The following is a 14,896-nucleotide window of genomic DNA, read 5'->3' as shown; positions in this document are numbered from 1 at the left end:
AATAGTTTCCTTAGACCGGCATCTGCATGATGTCTTGATAGGCTTGGACCAGTTTGTTGCGAACCTGGGTCAACGCCTGGAACGAGACAGTGGCTTTCTGCGAAGAGATCATTACGTCGGTCAGGTCGACACCACTTTTGCCAATTTCGAAAGCACTGGCCAATTGGTTCGATGCCTGCTGCGTATCGTTCACTTTATTGACGGCCTGACCGAGCATGTCGGAAAAGCTGCTGCCGCCCACCTGTGGGACCGCGACCGATTTGGGCTGGGCCATGGCGTCCATCTGCATGGATCGCATGTCCAGCATCAACCGATTAAATTCAATACCTTGGCTCATGGTCTACTCTCTCTGGCGGCCCGCATTTTTTTGACACTTACTCAGCGGGTATACAGGTGTTAGCAACAAGGGTGCCAGCTCCATGGCCGAAAGAAACAAATGCGCGCCCCTCTGTGGGAGCGAGCTTGCTCGCGATGCCTCATTCACATTCAACATCAATCTGACTGATCGACCGCTATCGCGAGCAAGCTCGCTCCCACAAGGATTTCAACTGGCGAAGAGGTAGGCCTCGACGTCCATTCCAGCGTCACGCATTTGCGCCAGCTTATAGCGCAGGGTACGCGGACTGATCCCCAGGCGCTCGGCGGCCTCCTTGCGGCGGCCACGCTCGGCGCGCAGGGTATCGATGATCATCTGGAATTCACGACGACGCAGGTCGTCTCCCAAGGCGCCCGCCGACTCCCCTTCCACTTCCATCGGGGGAACGAGCGTCGGTGCCGATGAAGGCGACAGCGCAGGCAACGGCGCACAGGCCACCGGCCCGCTCAGGCAGAAATCTTCCGGCTGGATCAAACCGCCCTGCTGCAGGATCAAGGCCCGCTGAATGGCGTTATCCAACTCTCGCACGTTACCGGGCCAGGGGTAGGCAATCAGGAAAGCCTGGGCCTGGGGCGACAACCGGGCGGCCGCATGCTTCATTTTGTTGACGTGCTTGGCCAGCAAGCGCTCGGCCAGCGGCAGGATATCGGCCGTGCGCTCGCGCAAAGGGCGCCAGGCCAGCGGAAATACCGACAGGCGATAGTAAAGGTCTTCCCGGAAACGCCCCGCCGCCACTTCGCCGGCCAGGTCACGGTTGGTGGTCGCCACCACACGGATGTCCAGACTGATGGGCTTGCGCGCACCGACCCGCTCCACTTCCCGCTCTTGCAACACCCGCAACAACTTGGCCTGCAGCCCCATGGGCATTTCAGAAATTTCATCCAGCAAAATGGTGCCGCCATCGGCTTGCTCGAACTTGCCGGCCTGGGCCGCGATGGCGCCGGTGAACGAACCTTTTTCGTGACCGAACAGCGTGGCCTCGAGCATGTTGTCGGGAATCGCCGCACAGTTGATAGCAATGAACGGTTCGTTGGCGCGCCGGGATTGCTGGTGGATATAGCGTGCCAGCACTTCCTTGCCGGTACCTGACTCGCCGGAAATCAACACCGTCGAATCGCTGCGCGCTACCCGCGCGGCCAATTCCAGCAACTGCGCGCTGGCCGGCTCGAGTGCCACCGGCCCCTCACCTTCGATGACGGGACTGCCCAGGGCATGACGAGCCACCAGATCCAACAGCGCCTTGGGCTCGAACGGCTTGACCAGATAATCCGCGGCGCCTTGACGCATGGCATCCACCGCGCGCTCGACGGCACCGTGGGCGGTCATCAGCAATACCGGCAGTTGCGGCTGGCGGGCGCGCAACAGGCCGAGCAATTGGTGACCGTCCATGCCGGGCATATTGACGTCACTGACCACCAGGCTGAACGCTTCCCGCCCCACCGCCAGCAACGCCTCTTCCGCCGAACCGACGGCGGCGTAATCATGCCCGGCCAGTACCAGCGTATCGGCCAGCGCTTCGCGCAGGGCCCGGTCATCCTCAACCAGTAACACCTTGATCGCCATGACCCTTACTCCACACTCGGCGCGCTGGAAAACAGCGGCAAGAGCACCAGCGCACAGGTGCCGCGCCCCAGCCGCGAGCGCAATTGCAACTCTCCCTGATGCGCACGGGCCACGGCCTTGACGACGGTCAGGCCCAGGCCGGTACCGGTGGTTTTGGTGGTGAAAAACGGCTCACCCAGACGCGCCAGCACGGCCGGCTCGATACCGCTGCCACTGTCACTGACGCACAGGCGCAAGGTGTTGTCGCGCGTATACAAGTGCACCTTCAGGCGGACGTTGCCGTCGCTGGCCTGGATTGCATTTTCGATGAGGTTCAATACCGCGCCCACCAGAGTGTCGCGGTTACACAGCACCTCACCGGCATGGCTGTCGCACTGCCAGCGGATCGGCAAATCCTGCACATGGGTCAACGCCGCGGCCTGCAAGGATTGCAGCAGGACCTTGGGGGTTACACGGTCGGTCAGCGGCAGTTCGCCACGGGCGAATACCAGCATGTCGCGCACCTGATGCTCCAGCTCGTGCAAGCGCTCTTTGAGGCGCCCGGCAAACCGCTGCTGGGTTTCCATTGGCAGTTGCTGTTCAGTCAGATGACTGGCGTACAACAGGGCGGCAGAAAGCGGTGTGCGAATCTGATGAGCCAGCGACGCCACCATCCGCCCCAGGGAAGACAGGCGTTCATGACGGGCCAGTTGATCTTGCAGGTGACGGGTTTCAGTCAGATCGTTGAGCAGCACCAACTGCCCAGGCTCGGCGTCCAGCGAACGCGTCGAAATGGACAGGCGACGACCATCCTTGAGCGACACCTCATGGCCGTCGTCTTCACGAGGGGCGAAGCAACGAGCGATGACATGCCGCCACAACTCACCTTCCAGCGGCAGGCCAAGCAACTCGCAGGCGGCCGGGTTGGCCTCGCGTACACGGCCGTGGGCATCGATGACAATGACGCCACCAGGCAACAGATCGAGCAGATTTTGCAGGCGATTAGCCAGGCGTTCCTTTTCCGCCAATTCCTGCATGCGCTGGGCACTGACCACCGCCAGCTCGCCCTTGAGCTCGGTGACCCGGGCTTCGAGCAGGCTGTAGGAATCGGTCAGCTGGCTGGACATCTGATTAAACAGCGAAAACGCCTGCTCAAGTCCAAGCCGGCTTGCCTGCTCAGCGGACGGCATGAGCCCCGGCTCGGGGACAGGAGACATCTGGGCGGCTTGGGTCATCGGGCTCTCTCGCTTGGCTGACCGTCAGTTAAACGGAACGTTGCGAGGGCTATAGCAATACCCGTGCCGAAAAAAAACCGCCTGAAAATCAGGCGGTTGGAAAACAGGCGTCAATCATCCGCCTGTTCATCTCCTTCGCGACGGCTCATGCCGTACTTGCGCATCTTCTCCACCAGGGTGGTACGACGGATGCGCAGGCGTTCCGCCGCACGGGCCACGATACCGTTGGCATCGTCCAAGGCCTGCTGGATGAGCCCTTGCTCCAGGCCGCCCAGATAGTCCTTGAGGTCCAGGCCTTCCGGCGGCAGCAAGGCATTGGCGGTGAAATCCGGCGTATGGCCGTTGATGGCCACCCGCTCTTCCAGATCGCTGCGCAGGCTGTCGACCATTTGCTCGTCTTCGTCATCGACGTAGCGGAATTTTTTCGGCAATTCAGTCACGCCGATCACCCCGTACGGATGCATGATCGCCATGCGCTCCACCAAGTTGGCCAGCTCACGGACGTTGCCCGGCCAGCCATGACGACAGAGGGACATGATCGCCGCCGAGTTGAAGCGGATCGAACCGCGCTTTTCGTGCTCCATGCGCGAAATCAGCTCATTCATCAGCAGCGGAATGTCTTCGACCCGCTCACGCAGCGGCGCCATTTCAATCGGGAATACGTTGAGGCGGTAATAGAGGTCTTCACGGAAACTGCCGATCTCGATCATGGTTTCGAGATTCTTGTGGGTCGCGGCGATGATCCGTACGTCGACGCTCTGGGTCTTGTTACTGCCCACGCGTTCAAAAGTACGTTCTTGCAGGACCCGCAGCAGCTTGACCTGCATCGGCAACGGCATGTCGCCGATTTCATCGAGGAACAGCGTGCCGCCGTTAGCCAGCTCGAAACGCCCGGCCCGGCTAGTGATTGCGCCGGTGAAGGCGCCCTTCTCGTGGCCAAACAGCTCGCTCTCCAGCAACTCGGCAGGAATCGCACCGCAGTTGACCGGCACGAAGGGCGCTTCGCGACGCTTGGAGTGGTAATGCAGGTTGCGCGCAACCACTTCCTTACCGGTGCCCGATTCGCCAAGGATCAACACGCTGGCGTCGGTATCGGCCACCTGCTGCATCATCTGGCGCACGTGCTGGATCGCCCGGCTGGTGCCGACAAGGCTGCGGAAAAGATTGGGTTCGCGATGCCTGCCGCGCTCGCGGGCCTGGTCGTACATCTCGCGATAAACCTGGGCGCGGTGCAGCGAATCCAGCAATTTGCTGTAGCTGGGCGGCATTTCGAGGGTCGAAAGTACCCGCCGGCGCTGGTCTTCAGGCAAGTCAATGGAAGAATTTTCGCCCATTAACAAAACCGGAAGGAACTCATCCCAGGTCGAGAGTGTCTTTAACAAGCCCAAAAGAGTCGCGGGCGCATTGACGGTCCCAATCAGGACACAAATGACTTCACGACTGGACGACAAAGAGCCGACGGCCTGCTGCCAGTCATGGCTTCCGCAGGGTAAATTTTCTTCGCCAAGAAAATTTAAGATCACCGCCAAGTCGCGGCGGCGGACGCTATCGTCATCGATCAGGAGAATTTTGGTTTCACGCCACATGCAATAGCAACTTCCCTAGTCAACTCAATGCCCGGAATTTGGGGGCAAGCTAGACGCTTGCAGACTTGTCATGCCTGTAGACGCCTGAAATCTGGTTACAGCCACTAGTTAAGTCAAAAAACCGCGCACAGTCAAATTTATGGCGCACATGGTTCGGATTAACTGAGTATTAACCGAACAGATGGTAAACCTTTGCCGCACTCTGTGCTTGATGGATCTGCGACATCTCGTCAACGATCGCCTGACGCTCCCCTGTCGCCGCCTCCAGCAATTGCCGGTACACACCCAGCAACTCCTCAAGATTATTACGCAACGCCGCTTCGTCCACCCCAGGCTCGCTCAGGACGTCTTCCATGCAGGAACGGCACGCCAGGTCCAATTGACCGATGGCCTCCCAATTGCGCTCGGCCAAGGCATCGACCAAGGCATCACGGGTGTGTTCGATACGCTGCAAGACAAGACTCATGAGAGTACTCCTAGAATTGCGGACCAGGCGTGGCGATGGCATCCCAGCCTTCCTTGACCGTGCGAAGCAGATCTGCCACTTCGTCGAGGATCTTCGGATCGGTCTTGGCGTTGGCTTCGGCCAGGCGTTTCATCATGTAGGTATAAAGGTTATCCAGCTCTGTTACCGACTCGGCCTGATTTTCCAGGTCCAGGCCTTCGCGCAGGCCACCGACGATACCGATGGCCTTACTGATCAACACGCCTTTGTTCGGGATATCCTTACGCTCCATCGCACCCTTGGCCTGGGCGATACGGTCCAGACCGCCTTCCATGAGCATCTGCACCAGACGATGGGGGCTTGCTTCGGAGGTTTGCGCCTGGGCGCCAATCTTCTGGTATTGGCGAAGGGCTAACATCGGATTCATGTTCTACCTCATCAAAAAAACTTCGGTTCGTATAAACAGCGTATCGACGCTGCGTCAAAAAACTTTAGACCGAAAAAGCCGAAAGCCCGGAGCGTTGTCAAAACACTGCCGGGCTTTTTGTATCGATCAAGAATCAGCTGTTCTTCTGTTGTGCCGTCATCGCTTCGAACATGGAAGTGATGTTGCTGGCGGTGGCTTTCAGCCTGCCTACCAGGGTGTCCATGTCGTTGTACTTCTTGGTCAGTACGGCGGTCAGCGTCTCGATCCGGCGATCAAGAGCCTGCTGGTCTTCGAACAACTTATTCTTGATAACGTCGAGGTTCTTGGAGCGGGTAGTCAGGATGGCCTCTGAGCTCCCAACACCACCCGCCCCCGTTTTGCCTTCCGTGTACGGCTTGATGGCGTTATCCATGCGCTCAAGCAGGCCATTCTCACCTGCGAACAGTGTTTGGACCTCCCCACCCAACTGCTTGTCATTCAACGCAGTGGTGAATTTCCCACTGTCGAAATCTAGAGCGCCGGTCGTCTGATTGGTGGTGATCCCCAACTGAGAAAGAACCGTCAGCTTGTCACCTGCACCGGCCTCAGACAAAGGCGCGCGAATGGCCGCCAACAGTGAGCGAGGCAACGAGTCACCGGTCAAGGCCGCGGGAACCGAGTTACCCTCAGCATCTGTGGTCGGCTTGGTCAGGGACGTCACGGCCTTCGCAACAGCGTTATAAGCATCGACGAACTTCTGGATCGAAGCCTTCAGACCATCGCTGTTGGTGGCAACGGTAACGGTTGTCGGGCCAGTGTCCTCGACGAGCAACGTCATACTCAGGCCCGAGACCACGTTGTCCAGCTTGTTGGTTTTGCTGGTCATCTCCAGGCCGTCAACAGTGAACTTGGCGTCCTGGGCAAGCCCCAGAGACCCTGAAGAATTCGCGGTAGGTGGCGAGACCATTGGAACGGAGCCGTCAGCCGCAAGGCTGGCAATACCGCTGAGGGAGATATCGTTACCCGCACCGGTTTTAGTCGAGCCGACCACCAAACGTGAACCAAAGCTGTCGGTCACGATGTTGGCGGTCAGACCGCTGGAGGAGTACTTGCTGTTAATGGCGTCCCGAACCGACTGCAGCGTCGAATCAGCCGGGATATCAAGGGCGTAATCCGTGCCCCCCTGGCTGATAGTCAGCGTACCGGCCGCCACCGCACTGCTAGCCCCACCGGCAAAAGCAGCCGTCGCAACCTTTGAAGAAGTGGCCAGTTGCGTGACGTTTACCGTGTAGGTACCGCTTACCGCCGAGTTGCCCGCCGTCACCGTCAACGCACTGGTGTTGGCCGAAGTGGCGACAACGCCAGTAAATTGAGGGGTGGTCGTGCTGCCCAAGGCCTTCAACGTAGACTGGAAGGTAGCCAACAGAGACTTCAGGGTGCCAATCCCGGAAATATTGGAGGTATTGGTCTTGGTGGCACGGTCTATCTGACCTTGCTTGGCTGCTTTGTCAGAATCCACCAATGCCTTGACGATAGCACCAGTGTCAAGGCCAGAGCCTAAACCCAAGCCAGGTAGAATTGGACTTGCCATGTGGGACTCCCTTCAGTGTGTCGGCGACCTTTGGCGCTATTACAACACTCAAAGAACCGAACAACAAAATTCGTGCCAGCTGTCAGGCTTCTGCGCTGAACAACAGGCTGTTTGCATCATTCAAGCTATTGGCCAGTTTCAGAACTTCTTCATTGGGAATCTGGCGAATCACTTCACCGGAACCACTGGCAATTACTTTGACCACTACTTTGCCTGAAGGCTCATCAATAGAAAACTCCAAGTTACGCTTGACCGACTGCACAAACTTTTCAATTTCCTGAACCGCTTGTTTGAGCTTGTCTTTCTCGGCCGCTGGATCTTTGGACTCATCTTTGACCGACGCCAAACTGGCGGCCTCGGCTCGAGGCTTCTCCACTGGTTTGTCGGCAACTGTCGGGGCCGGCTTCGCAGCTGGATAAGACAAGTTCAGCTTCACGCTCATATCCATGTCCATCACCTCTTGAACGGAAAAAGCGAGAGAGTACGCAAGCGCACTCCCCCGCTAAAACTCATCCAGCTATTACTGAAGCAGCTTCAGTACAGCGGATGGCAGTTGGTTGGCCTGGGCCAGAACCGAAGTAGACGCTTGCTGCAGAGTCTGCTGCTTCGTCAGTTGGGCAGTTTCAGCAGCGAAGTCGGTGTCTTGTACACGGCCCAGTGCAGCAGCGGCGTTTTCGTTGATGTTCTGCAGGTTGGAGATCGTGCTGGTCAGACGGTTCTGAGCAGCACCGAGGTCCGCACGGCTGGCGTTGATGGTCGCCAGAGCAGCGTCGATCGCGTCGATTGCAGCTGAGGTGTTGGTTTCAGCTTCAGCACTGTCTGCAGCACTGATCGCGATGGCAGCAGAGTCAACGCTCAGGGTGGCAGCGTCGAAGCTGTCGCTCAGGGTCAGAGTGATCTGGTTGGTAGCACCGGTGTTGGAGCCGACCTGGAAGGTCATGGTACCAGCGGAACCGTCGATCAGGTTCTTGCCGTTGAGGTTGGTGGAGTCGGCGATACGGGTCAGTTCGTCCGACATCTGAGCAAATTCTTTGTTCAGAGCATCACGGTCAGCTGTACCGTTGTTGTCGTTTCGTGCCTGTACGGCCAGTTCACGCATACGCTGCAGAATGTTGGTGGATTCCTGCAGAGCGCCTTCAGCGGTCTGAGCGATGGAGATACCATCGTTGGCGTTCTTGATCGCAACAGTCTGACCGCGAATTTGCGAGGTCATACGAGTGGAGATCTGCAGGCCGGCGGCGTCGTCTTTGGCGCTGTTAATTTTCAGGCCGGACGACAGACGGGTCATCGAAGTGGACAGAGCATCGGAAGCCTTGTTCAGGTTCTTCTGAACGTTCAACGATGTGACGTTGGTGTTTACTGTTAAAGCCATGACGAATTCCTCGTTGGTTGGGTACTGCGGCTTCCGGCCCTGGCAACCGCCGGGTGTGGCCTAGAGAACCTTCGTAATAGTTATCGTCGTAATCGGAACTTGCTTTAGCAGTTTTTTCAAAATTTTTGCCATCAGGGTGCCACCCCTCGTAAATCAAGGACTTGGCGGCGATTGAAGGGTAGAAAAATGGCGTCAGGGAAACGCCGTTGGCGTCACTGGAGACTAATGGCGGTGGTGCGGCGGCAAAAAAACTCAGATCGACTGACCAGCGGTCAGCAGTTGGACCCACTCGTACTCAAGATAATCGGCTAAGGAGATCCAGTTCTGCGTCTGCTGCTCATTCAGCATCAAGGCAAGTAGCGTGTTCCATGACGAGGGGACATCGCCTGGCATCCGTTCAACCAAAGGTTGAGCCGACTCAATCAGCGCGACCATTGCCAACCCCGCCTCAACATCCCTTCCGAGACGAAACAGGCGTGCGCATTCACGGGCGTCATCGACCAGCCCTTGAAGTTGGCTCATTGCACATACTCCGGGTGGAAATCAGTGCCGACAATCATTGCCCCGTCCCGACTGCTGTTATGGAAACGCACCTGGGGGTGCCCGACAATAAAACGCTCCAGCTCGCAGAGGTAACTGCGGAAATTGAGCTGGGTCTTGACTCGCCGGCCATACCCATCGAGCACCCAATGCCTGGACGCGCCCAGTTGCGGCCCCAAGTCACCGTCACCCCAACCTGCATGAGTCCTGTCATGGGGAAAAGCAAAATCGGCACCGAAGAGCGTGACCTGCGCAGCGCCCATTTTCACCGCCAGATCGACAGCCGGATGAATCACACTGCCGCCTACATGGAGTTCGGCCCGGCGCAGCTGTCCCCGCATCTGACGGTAGACAGGACTCGAGGAGTAACCGGCGTAACGCGGTCCCCGCCACGCTCCGATCACCACGGGGTCGGCCATCGGCAGATAAACCAGGGCAATGCCGTCGGTGCTTTCGGGTGGAAGATGACGCGCCGAGATACGCTGGTCGATGCTGACCACGATATCCGGGGCAATGCCATGATTGATCAACGGTCGGTAAGCCGTATCGACACAAATCAACAACGGTCGCTCGGCTTGCTTGCTCAGATGACGCAGTTTCTCGAAGTGCTGCTCAAGACTGGGACCGGTGGCAACGACAAACGCCTCACGCCCGTTTAAGGTGCCGAACAGCTCGGCAACGTCACGATCTTTGCGCACAAGACTGAAAGTCGATTGCAAACGCTCGACAATCTCAGCGGACTGAGGGTCGAACGCTCGGTTAGTGAAGTCCAGATGAATTTCACTGATCAATCGATCACGAATCTTGGCGCTGTAATCATCGGCCAGCACCAACTCAGCGGGGAGTGCGAAAAATGGCAGTTGGATTTCCGCCAGATCACCGGCATAGAGCAGCACCACTCTCGGATCGGCAAGCCAGGGAGATTGATCCAGCACCTGCAGCACCAGGGCGAACACCGCACCGTTGAGGATATGCACAAATAACCGTTCAAGCCCGTCCCGCTCCAGCAAGCGATTCTGCAGATCGCCCAGCCCGGTGCCGTAGACATGCACAATGGAGGCGCTCAGCGGCAGACTGGCGGCTTGAAGGTCTGCCTCGGCGAGACGGTCATGTCGACTGGTCAGTTGGATACCGTTGACGCTCAAGGTCGAGCCAAGCCCCTCTACCAGATCGGCCTGCAATTCACCGACATTCTCCACTGACAAGCGCTCAGCCAAGGCAGGCCAACGCTGCTGGATTATCTGGAGATTGCGCTCAAAGAACTCGCTCATGGTGTCTCGCTTTCGCGTGAGGCAAAAAAAATAGCGTTCAAGGTTACACCTTGGACGCTATTTTTTGTGTCTGGGTTTAGTGGCTCAAGGGCGATAGATGATCGCCGAGCCCCATGACAGACCTACGCCGAAACCGCTCAAGGCCACGCGCTTCCAATCGGAATCGAGCACGTGCTTTTCCAGCAGCAACGGAATGCTCGACGACACGGTGTTCCCAGTCTCGACCATGTCCTTGATGAACTTTTCCGGCTCGCCCTCGAAACGCCGTGCCACCGCATCGACAATTGCCGCGCTGCCCTGGTGAATGCAAAACGCATCAATGTCGCTGGCTTGCAGATCGGAATCGGCGAGCAACTCATGCAGGTGGGCCGGCACCTTGAGCAAGGCGAAGTTGAACACCTGGCGGCCGTTCATGAAGAATACGCCATCGCTGACCTTCAGGTGCGGGGCACCAGAGCCGTCAGTGCCGAACTTGGCCTTGCCCAGTTGCCACGGCGCATCTTCACCCATCCAGGTGGCGGTGGCGGCGTCGCCAAACAGCATCGTGGTGTTGCGGTCTTCCGGGTCGACGATTTTCGAGTACGGGTCGGCGGTCACCAGCAAGCCATTCTTCAGGCCAGCGGCCTCCATGAAGCCCTTGATGGCGTAGATGCCATAGACATAACCCGAGCAGCCCAGGGAGATATCAAACGCCGCCACCGTGGTAGGCAAGCCGAGCTTGTCCTGGACGATGGCTGCCGTGTGAGGCAAGCCTTCTTCATCGCCATTCTGTGTAACGACAATCAGCACGTCGACAGATTCGCGTTTCAGGCCGGGATTGTTGGCAAACAGCGCGTTGACCGCTTCAACACATAGGTCCGAGGTTTCCTGCCCGTCATCCTTGCGTGGCAAGAAGGCCGAACCAATCTTGCCAAGGATGAATTCTTCATCCTTTTCAAATTTTGCACCTTGTGCGTAATTGTCCACGCCGGCTACAGGAACGTAGCTCGCAATGCTTTTTATGCCAATCATTACGGCTTCCCAATCAAAAACAGCCCAATACCACCGCTCGCAAGGAATCGAGGGGCGCCGACAAGCGGGAAGTGTAAAGGGCTATCACTGGGCCTGATAAGGGCCAGGCGCCATCTTCCCGGTCAATACAATACAGTGAAGATGCGCGTTATGACTCGTAGGTCACGCCAATTTTCCGAATAAGCCCTTTTTGAAAGGGCTATTCAACCAGCGACCAAGCCAATGGAGTGCCGCGTTTGATGGCTTGACGAGCACAACGGCCCATCAGAGAGTCGGCGTACTTGGGAGGCAGTCCGAGACCTGGGCGAATAGCCCGGACGTTTTGTGCTGTAAACGCGTCGCCGGGGCTCATGTCTTGCGTCACGTACAGAGAACGCCGATAGATCAGCGACTTGCGCTCAGCCTCGGTCACGCCATAGTGCACTTGCCCCATGGCTTGCCAGGCACGCTCGGTTTCAATCACCAGCGCCGCCAGCTCCGCAGGTTCAAGGGAGAAACTGGCGTCTACCCCACCCGCCGCGCGGTCGAGAGTGAAGTGTTTCTCGACCACGGTTGCCCCTAACGCCACAGCGGCGACAGACACGCCAACCCCCATGGAGTGGTCCGACAACCCCACCTCACAGCCGAATAATTCCCGCAGATGAGGGATAGTACGCACATTGCTGTTGGCCGGGGTGGCCGGATAGGTGCTGGTGCACTTGAGCAATACCAGATCCTTGCAACCGGCCTCTCGGGCCGCCCGTACAGTTTCGTCGAGTTCAGCAACGCTCGCCATGCCGGTGGAAATAATCAACGGCTTGCCGGTGGCGGCGACTCGCCGGATCAGCGGTAGATCGGTGTTTTCGAAGCTGGCGATCTTGTAGGCCGGCACATCGAGGGCTTCAAGAAAATCCACGGCCGTCTCGTCAAACGGCGTCGAGAACGCCAACATGCCCAGCGCCTTGGCCCGGGCGAAAATCGGAGCGTGCCATTCCCACGGTGTGTGGGCTTTTTCATACAGCTCATAAAGCGACGTTCCAGCCCACAGGCTGTTGGGATCCTTGATGAAAAATTCACCCTCATTCAGATCCAGCGTCATGGTCTCGGCGGTGTAGGTCTGCAGTTTCAAAGCGTGCGCACCGGCCCTGGCCGCGGCCTCGACGATCTCCAGCGCCACCTCCAGGGACTGGTTATGGTTGCCACTCATTTCGGCAATGATGAAAGGCGGTGCCTCAGCCCCAATGACACAGTGGCCGATCTTGAAACTAGCCATGGAGGTGATCCTTCAATTTGCGCGTAAACACGCAAGTATTCTGAGTAAAACCGCCCTGGCTAAACAGACTCAGGGAGGCTGAATTGGCGGGCAATATATGAGCACTGAGGCTTCGTAACTGAGGCCAGTGGGCAGCGGCAAACGCTTCGCCGCGGGCCAGCAACGCCCTTCCCCAGCCAAGCCCGATGCGGTCTTCAAACAGATAAATGGACACGAGCGCGTCATTGCCTTGCAGGTCATAGCGCAATACCCCTATCGGTCCGTCCGCCGCTTCGCCGACCAATAGCAGGCGTTGCTCGTTGACCAGGCTTGCGTGCAACCATTGGCAGTGACTGCTCCAGTCAATGCTTGATGCATCCAACGATACACGGCGTACAGCCTCGGCGTTACGACCTTCGAAAATCAATTGGGCATCGGCCTGTGTCGCTGGGCGAACCCTCAACAATGCACCGGCCAGCGTGACGGCGACCCGTTGGGCACCCAAACCATCGACCAACCGCCGGGAATGCTCGGCCAAGCTTTTGCGCAAGCCTTGATTGTCTGCCACGAAACCGATGGCCTGGCGCAACTGTCCGACCGTGACGTTCTCTCGAGGGCCGAGATAAACGTGGGCTCCAAACGTCGCCATCGCCTCGCTATTGGCATGCTGATTATTCGACACCGCGATGCAGATCGTGGGCAGGCCCATGGCGGCGCGCTCCCAACTGGTACCGCCACCGGCACCAATGAACAAATCAGCTTCGATCATGAGCTGATGGAAATGCCTGACAAAGCTGTGCAAGCGCCAGTTGGGTCGACTCGCTGCCATCATCTGCATCCGAGCCCAGGCCGGGTTGTCCGCACCGGCAACAAAATCGACTTCAAGCTCCGGAAAATCCGCCAACGCCAACATGGCGTGGTGGGTTTGCATCGCCGCATCAAACCCGCCAAAGTTAACCAGCACTCGCCTGGCCCTGGGCTTGATGTCAATCGCCTCACAGCGAAACTCATCGCGCAACAGGGCGTAACGCGGTCCGAGTAGCGTCCGGCAAGACTCGGGCAACAAACCCGTGTAGGCGGCCCGGGTACCAGACAAGTTCTGGTTGAGCAGCAGATCGACGCTGTAGGTACGGGTCGCCAGATCATCCATTGCCATGATTCTTGGGGCAAAACGCCGAGCAGCCGTCTGCCAATGATGGTCCAGGCCATAATGATCGACGATAACCCAATCGAAACCAGGTTGGTCGCTCGATACCTGTTGCAACGCCGCGATATCCTCCTGCCACGGCAGCAAGGATTCAATGGCCTGCTGCGGATCCTCCCCAGGATAGAAATCCGGTAAGGCGAACGTCTCGAAGCCCTCCGCCGCCAACGCCTGTAAGCGATGTCCTGGCAACTGGCGACAGGCAAACGCAACATGCGCGCCGTGCCCACGCAACACACGAGCCAGGGTCAGGCAGCGGGCGATGTGTCCGCTGCCAATGGCTGGCGAAGCGTCAGCGCGGATCAAAACCCTCATTTCAGCTCCCCACCTGCCTTCAACGCGGCGTAGAGGTATTCGGCTCGCTTCCAATCCTCTGGTGTGTCGATGTCCTGTACCAGATGACGAGGCAGGACCACCGGCAAGCTCTTGGGTGAAAAGAGTACGTCACCGCGCAACCAAGCCTCCCGGCGCCCCCAGTAGAACTGACCGGCGTCCTGGAACGCTTCGGGCAAGTCCTGGGAACGAGTCTCGCGAAACTGAGGATAGAGAGGTGTAAGCGCGCCCTGCTCATCCAGGGTCAAGGCACGTTGAATGGGAAAGCCAAAACTGGTCACCGAAAACGCGAATGACTTATCCGGATGATCACGCAACAACTGCAGCCCCTGACGCAGAAACCGCGCCTGCAATAGCGGAGCGGTGGCATAGATGCAACAGGCAAAGTCGAACGACCGCTCATGCAACTCACCCAAGGCATGAGCGACCACCGCTGTCGTTCCCGTAAAATCATCGGCTAACGCAATCGGCCGCATGAACGGAACCTGCGCTCCGTGGATCCGCGCCAGCTCGGCGATTTCTTCGTTGTCGGTGCTGACTACAACTTCATCAAAGAGCTGTGATGCCAAAGCGGCCTGAATCGAACGGACAATCATCGGCACGCCATCGAACAGCTTCAGGTTCTTGCGCGGAATCCGTTTGCTGCCGCCACGGGCGGGAATGATGGCGATCAAGCTCAAGAGCATTTTCTCAACGACGTTCTTTCGCCATGAAGGCTAAACTCTCGGCCTCCAGACTGCATCTCTTCAAATC

The 14,896-nt window shown here is 58.0% G+C and carries 15 protein-coding genes; all 15 read right to left on the bottom strand.

The genetic code is table 11. The features are described 5' to 3' along the window. Window positions 1–10: 10 nt before the first annotated feature. The 15 genes from fliE to pseF all read right to left on the bottom strand — a co-directional run bounded on the left by fliE (window position 11) and on the right by pseF (window position 14,823). Complete coding sequence (gene fliE, locus CD58_RS07915) at window positions 11–337, bottom strand: flagellar hook-basal body complex protein FliE (RefSeq protein WP_025212498.1); 327 nt, start codon at window positions 335–337, stop codon at window positions 11–13. Between the two features lie 207 nt (window positions 338–544). Beyond that, window positions 545–1,939, bottom strand: coding sequence for a sigma-54-dependent response regulator transcription factor FleR (gene fleR, locus CD58_RS07910; protein WP_025212497.1), 1,395 nt, complete (start codon window positions 1,937–1,939; stop codon window positions 545–547). 5 nt (window positions 1,940–1,944) lie between these two features. After that, window positions 1,945–3,153, bottom strand: a complete 1,209-nt coding sequence (locus tag CD58_RS07905; RefSeq protein ID WP_025212496.1) for a sensor histidine kinase — start codon at window positions 3,151–3,153, stop codon at window positions 1,945–1,947. Between the two features lie 110 nt (window positions 3,154–3,263). Beyond that, window positions 3,264–4,739, bottom strand: a complete 1,476-nt coding sequence (locus CD58_RS07900; RefSeq protein ID WP_025212495.1) for a sigma-54 dependent transcriptional regulator — start codon at window positions 4,737–4,739, stop codon at window positions 3,264–3,266. A 169-nt stretch (window positions 4,740–4,908) separates the two neighbouring features. Further along, entirely contained in the window at window positions 4,909–5,205 is a 297-nt protein-coding gene (locus CD58_RS07895) for a hypothetical protein (protein ID WP_025212494.1), read from the bottom strand. A 10-nt stretch (window positions 5,206–5,215) separates the two neighbouring features. After that, window positions 5,216–5,611, bottom strand: a complete 396-nt coding sequence (fliS, locus tag CD58_RS07890; protein WP_025212493.1) for a flagellar export chaperone FliS — start codon at window positions 5,609–5,611, stop codon at window positions 5,216–5,218. 133 nt (window positions 5,612–5,744) lie between these two features. Beyond that, window positions 5,745–7,181: a flagellar filament capping protein FliD gene (gene fliD / locus CD58_RS07885; protein ID WP_025212492.1), complete on the bottom strand. Its 1,437-nt coding sequence runs from the start codon at window positions 7,179–7,181 to the stop codon at window positions 5,745–5,747. An 82-nt stretch (window positions 7,182–7,263) separates the two neighbouring features. Further along, window positions 7,264–7,629 (bottom strand): flagellar protein FlaG, encoded by a 366-nt coding sequence (locus CD58_RS07880; protein ID WP_025212491.1) that lies wholly within the window; start codon window positions 7,627–7,629, stop codon window positions 7,264–7,266. A 72-nt stretch (window positions 7,630–7,701) separates the two neighbouring features. Beyond that, a complete protein-coding gene (locus tag CD58_RS07875) occupies window positions 7,702–8,553 on the bottom strand; it encodes a flagellin domain-containing protein (RefSeq protein ID WP_025212490.1) in 852 nt (283 codons plus the stop codon). A gap of 252 nt (window positions 8,554–8,805) precedes the next feature. Next, the gene (locus CD58_RS07870) at window positions 8,806–9,075 is read right to left on the bottom strand and encodes a hypothetical protein (RefSeq protein ID WP_025212489.1); all 270 of its coding nucleotides are present in this window, start codon (window positions 9,073–9,075) and stop codon (window positions 8,806–8,808) included. Next, window positions 9,072–10,364 (bottom strand): motility associated factor glycosyltransferase family protein, encoded by a 1,293-nt coding sequence (locus CD58_RS07865; RefSeq protein ID WP_025212488.1) that lies wholly within the window; start codon window positions 10,362–10,364, stop codon window positions 9,072–9,074. The genes CD58_RS07870 and CD58_RS07865 overlap by 4 nt, the downstream gene beginning before the upstream one ends. An 84-nt stretch (window positions 10,365–10,448) precedes the next feature. Further along, window positions 10,449–11,375: a ketoacyl-ACP synthase III gene (locus CD58_RS07860; RefSeq protein ID WP_025212487.1), complete on the bottom strand. Its 927-nt coding sequence runs from the start codon at window positions 11,373–11,375 to the stop codon at window positions 10,449–10,451. A 199-nt stretch (window positions 11,376–11,574) separates the two neighbouring features. Further along, window positions 11,575–12,627: a pseudaminic acid synthase gene (pseI, locus tag CD58_RS07855; protein WP_025212486.1), complete on the bottom strand. Its 1,053-nt coding sequence runs from the start codon at window positions 12,625–12,627 to the stop codon at window positions 11,575–11,577. Further along, window positions 12,620–14,125, bottom strand: coding sequence for a UDP-2,4-diacetamido-2,4,6-trideoxy-beta-L-altropyranose hydrolase (gene pseG, locus CD58_RS07850; RefSeq protein WP_025212485.1), 1,506 nt, complete (start codon window positions 14,123–14,125; stop codon window positions 12,620–12,622). Before pseG ends, pseI begins: the two co-directional genes overlap by 8 nt. After that, window positions 14,122–14,823: a pseudaminic acid cytidylyltransferase gene (pseF, locus tag CD58_RS07845; RefSeq protein ID WP_025212484.1), complete on the bottom strand. Its 702-nt coding sequence runs from the start codon at window positions 14,821–14,823 to the stop codon at window positions 14,122–14,124. Before pseF ends, pseG begins: the two co-directional genes overlap by 4 nt. Window positions 14,824–14,896 lie beyond the last annotated feature (73 nt).

The organism is Pseudomonas brassicacearum (genome assembly GCF_000585995.1).
Classification (GTDB): Bacteria; Pseudomonadota; Gammaproteobacteria; order Pseudomonadales; family Pseudomonadaceae; genus Aquipseudomonas; species Aquipseudomonas brassicacearum_A.
Note: the sequence above shows the minus strand (reverse complement) of the source record. Positions and strands in the feature narration are given on the sequence as shown.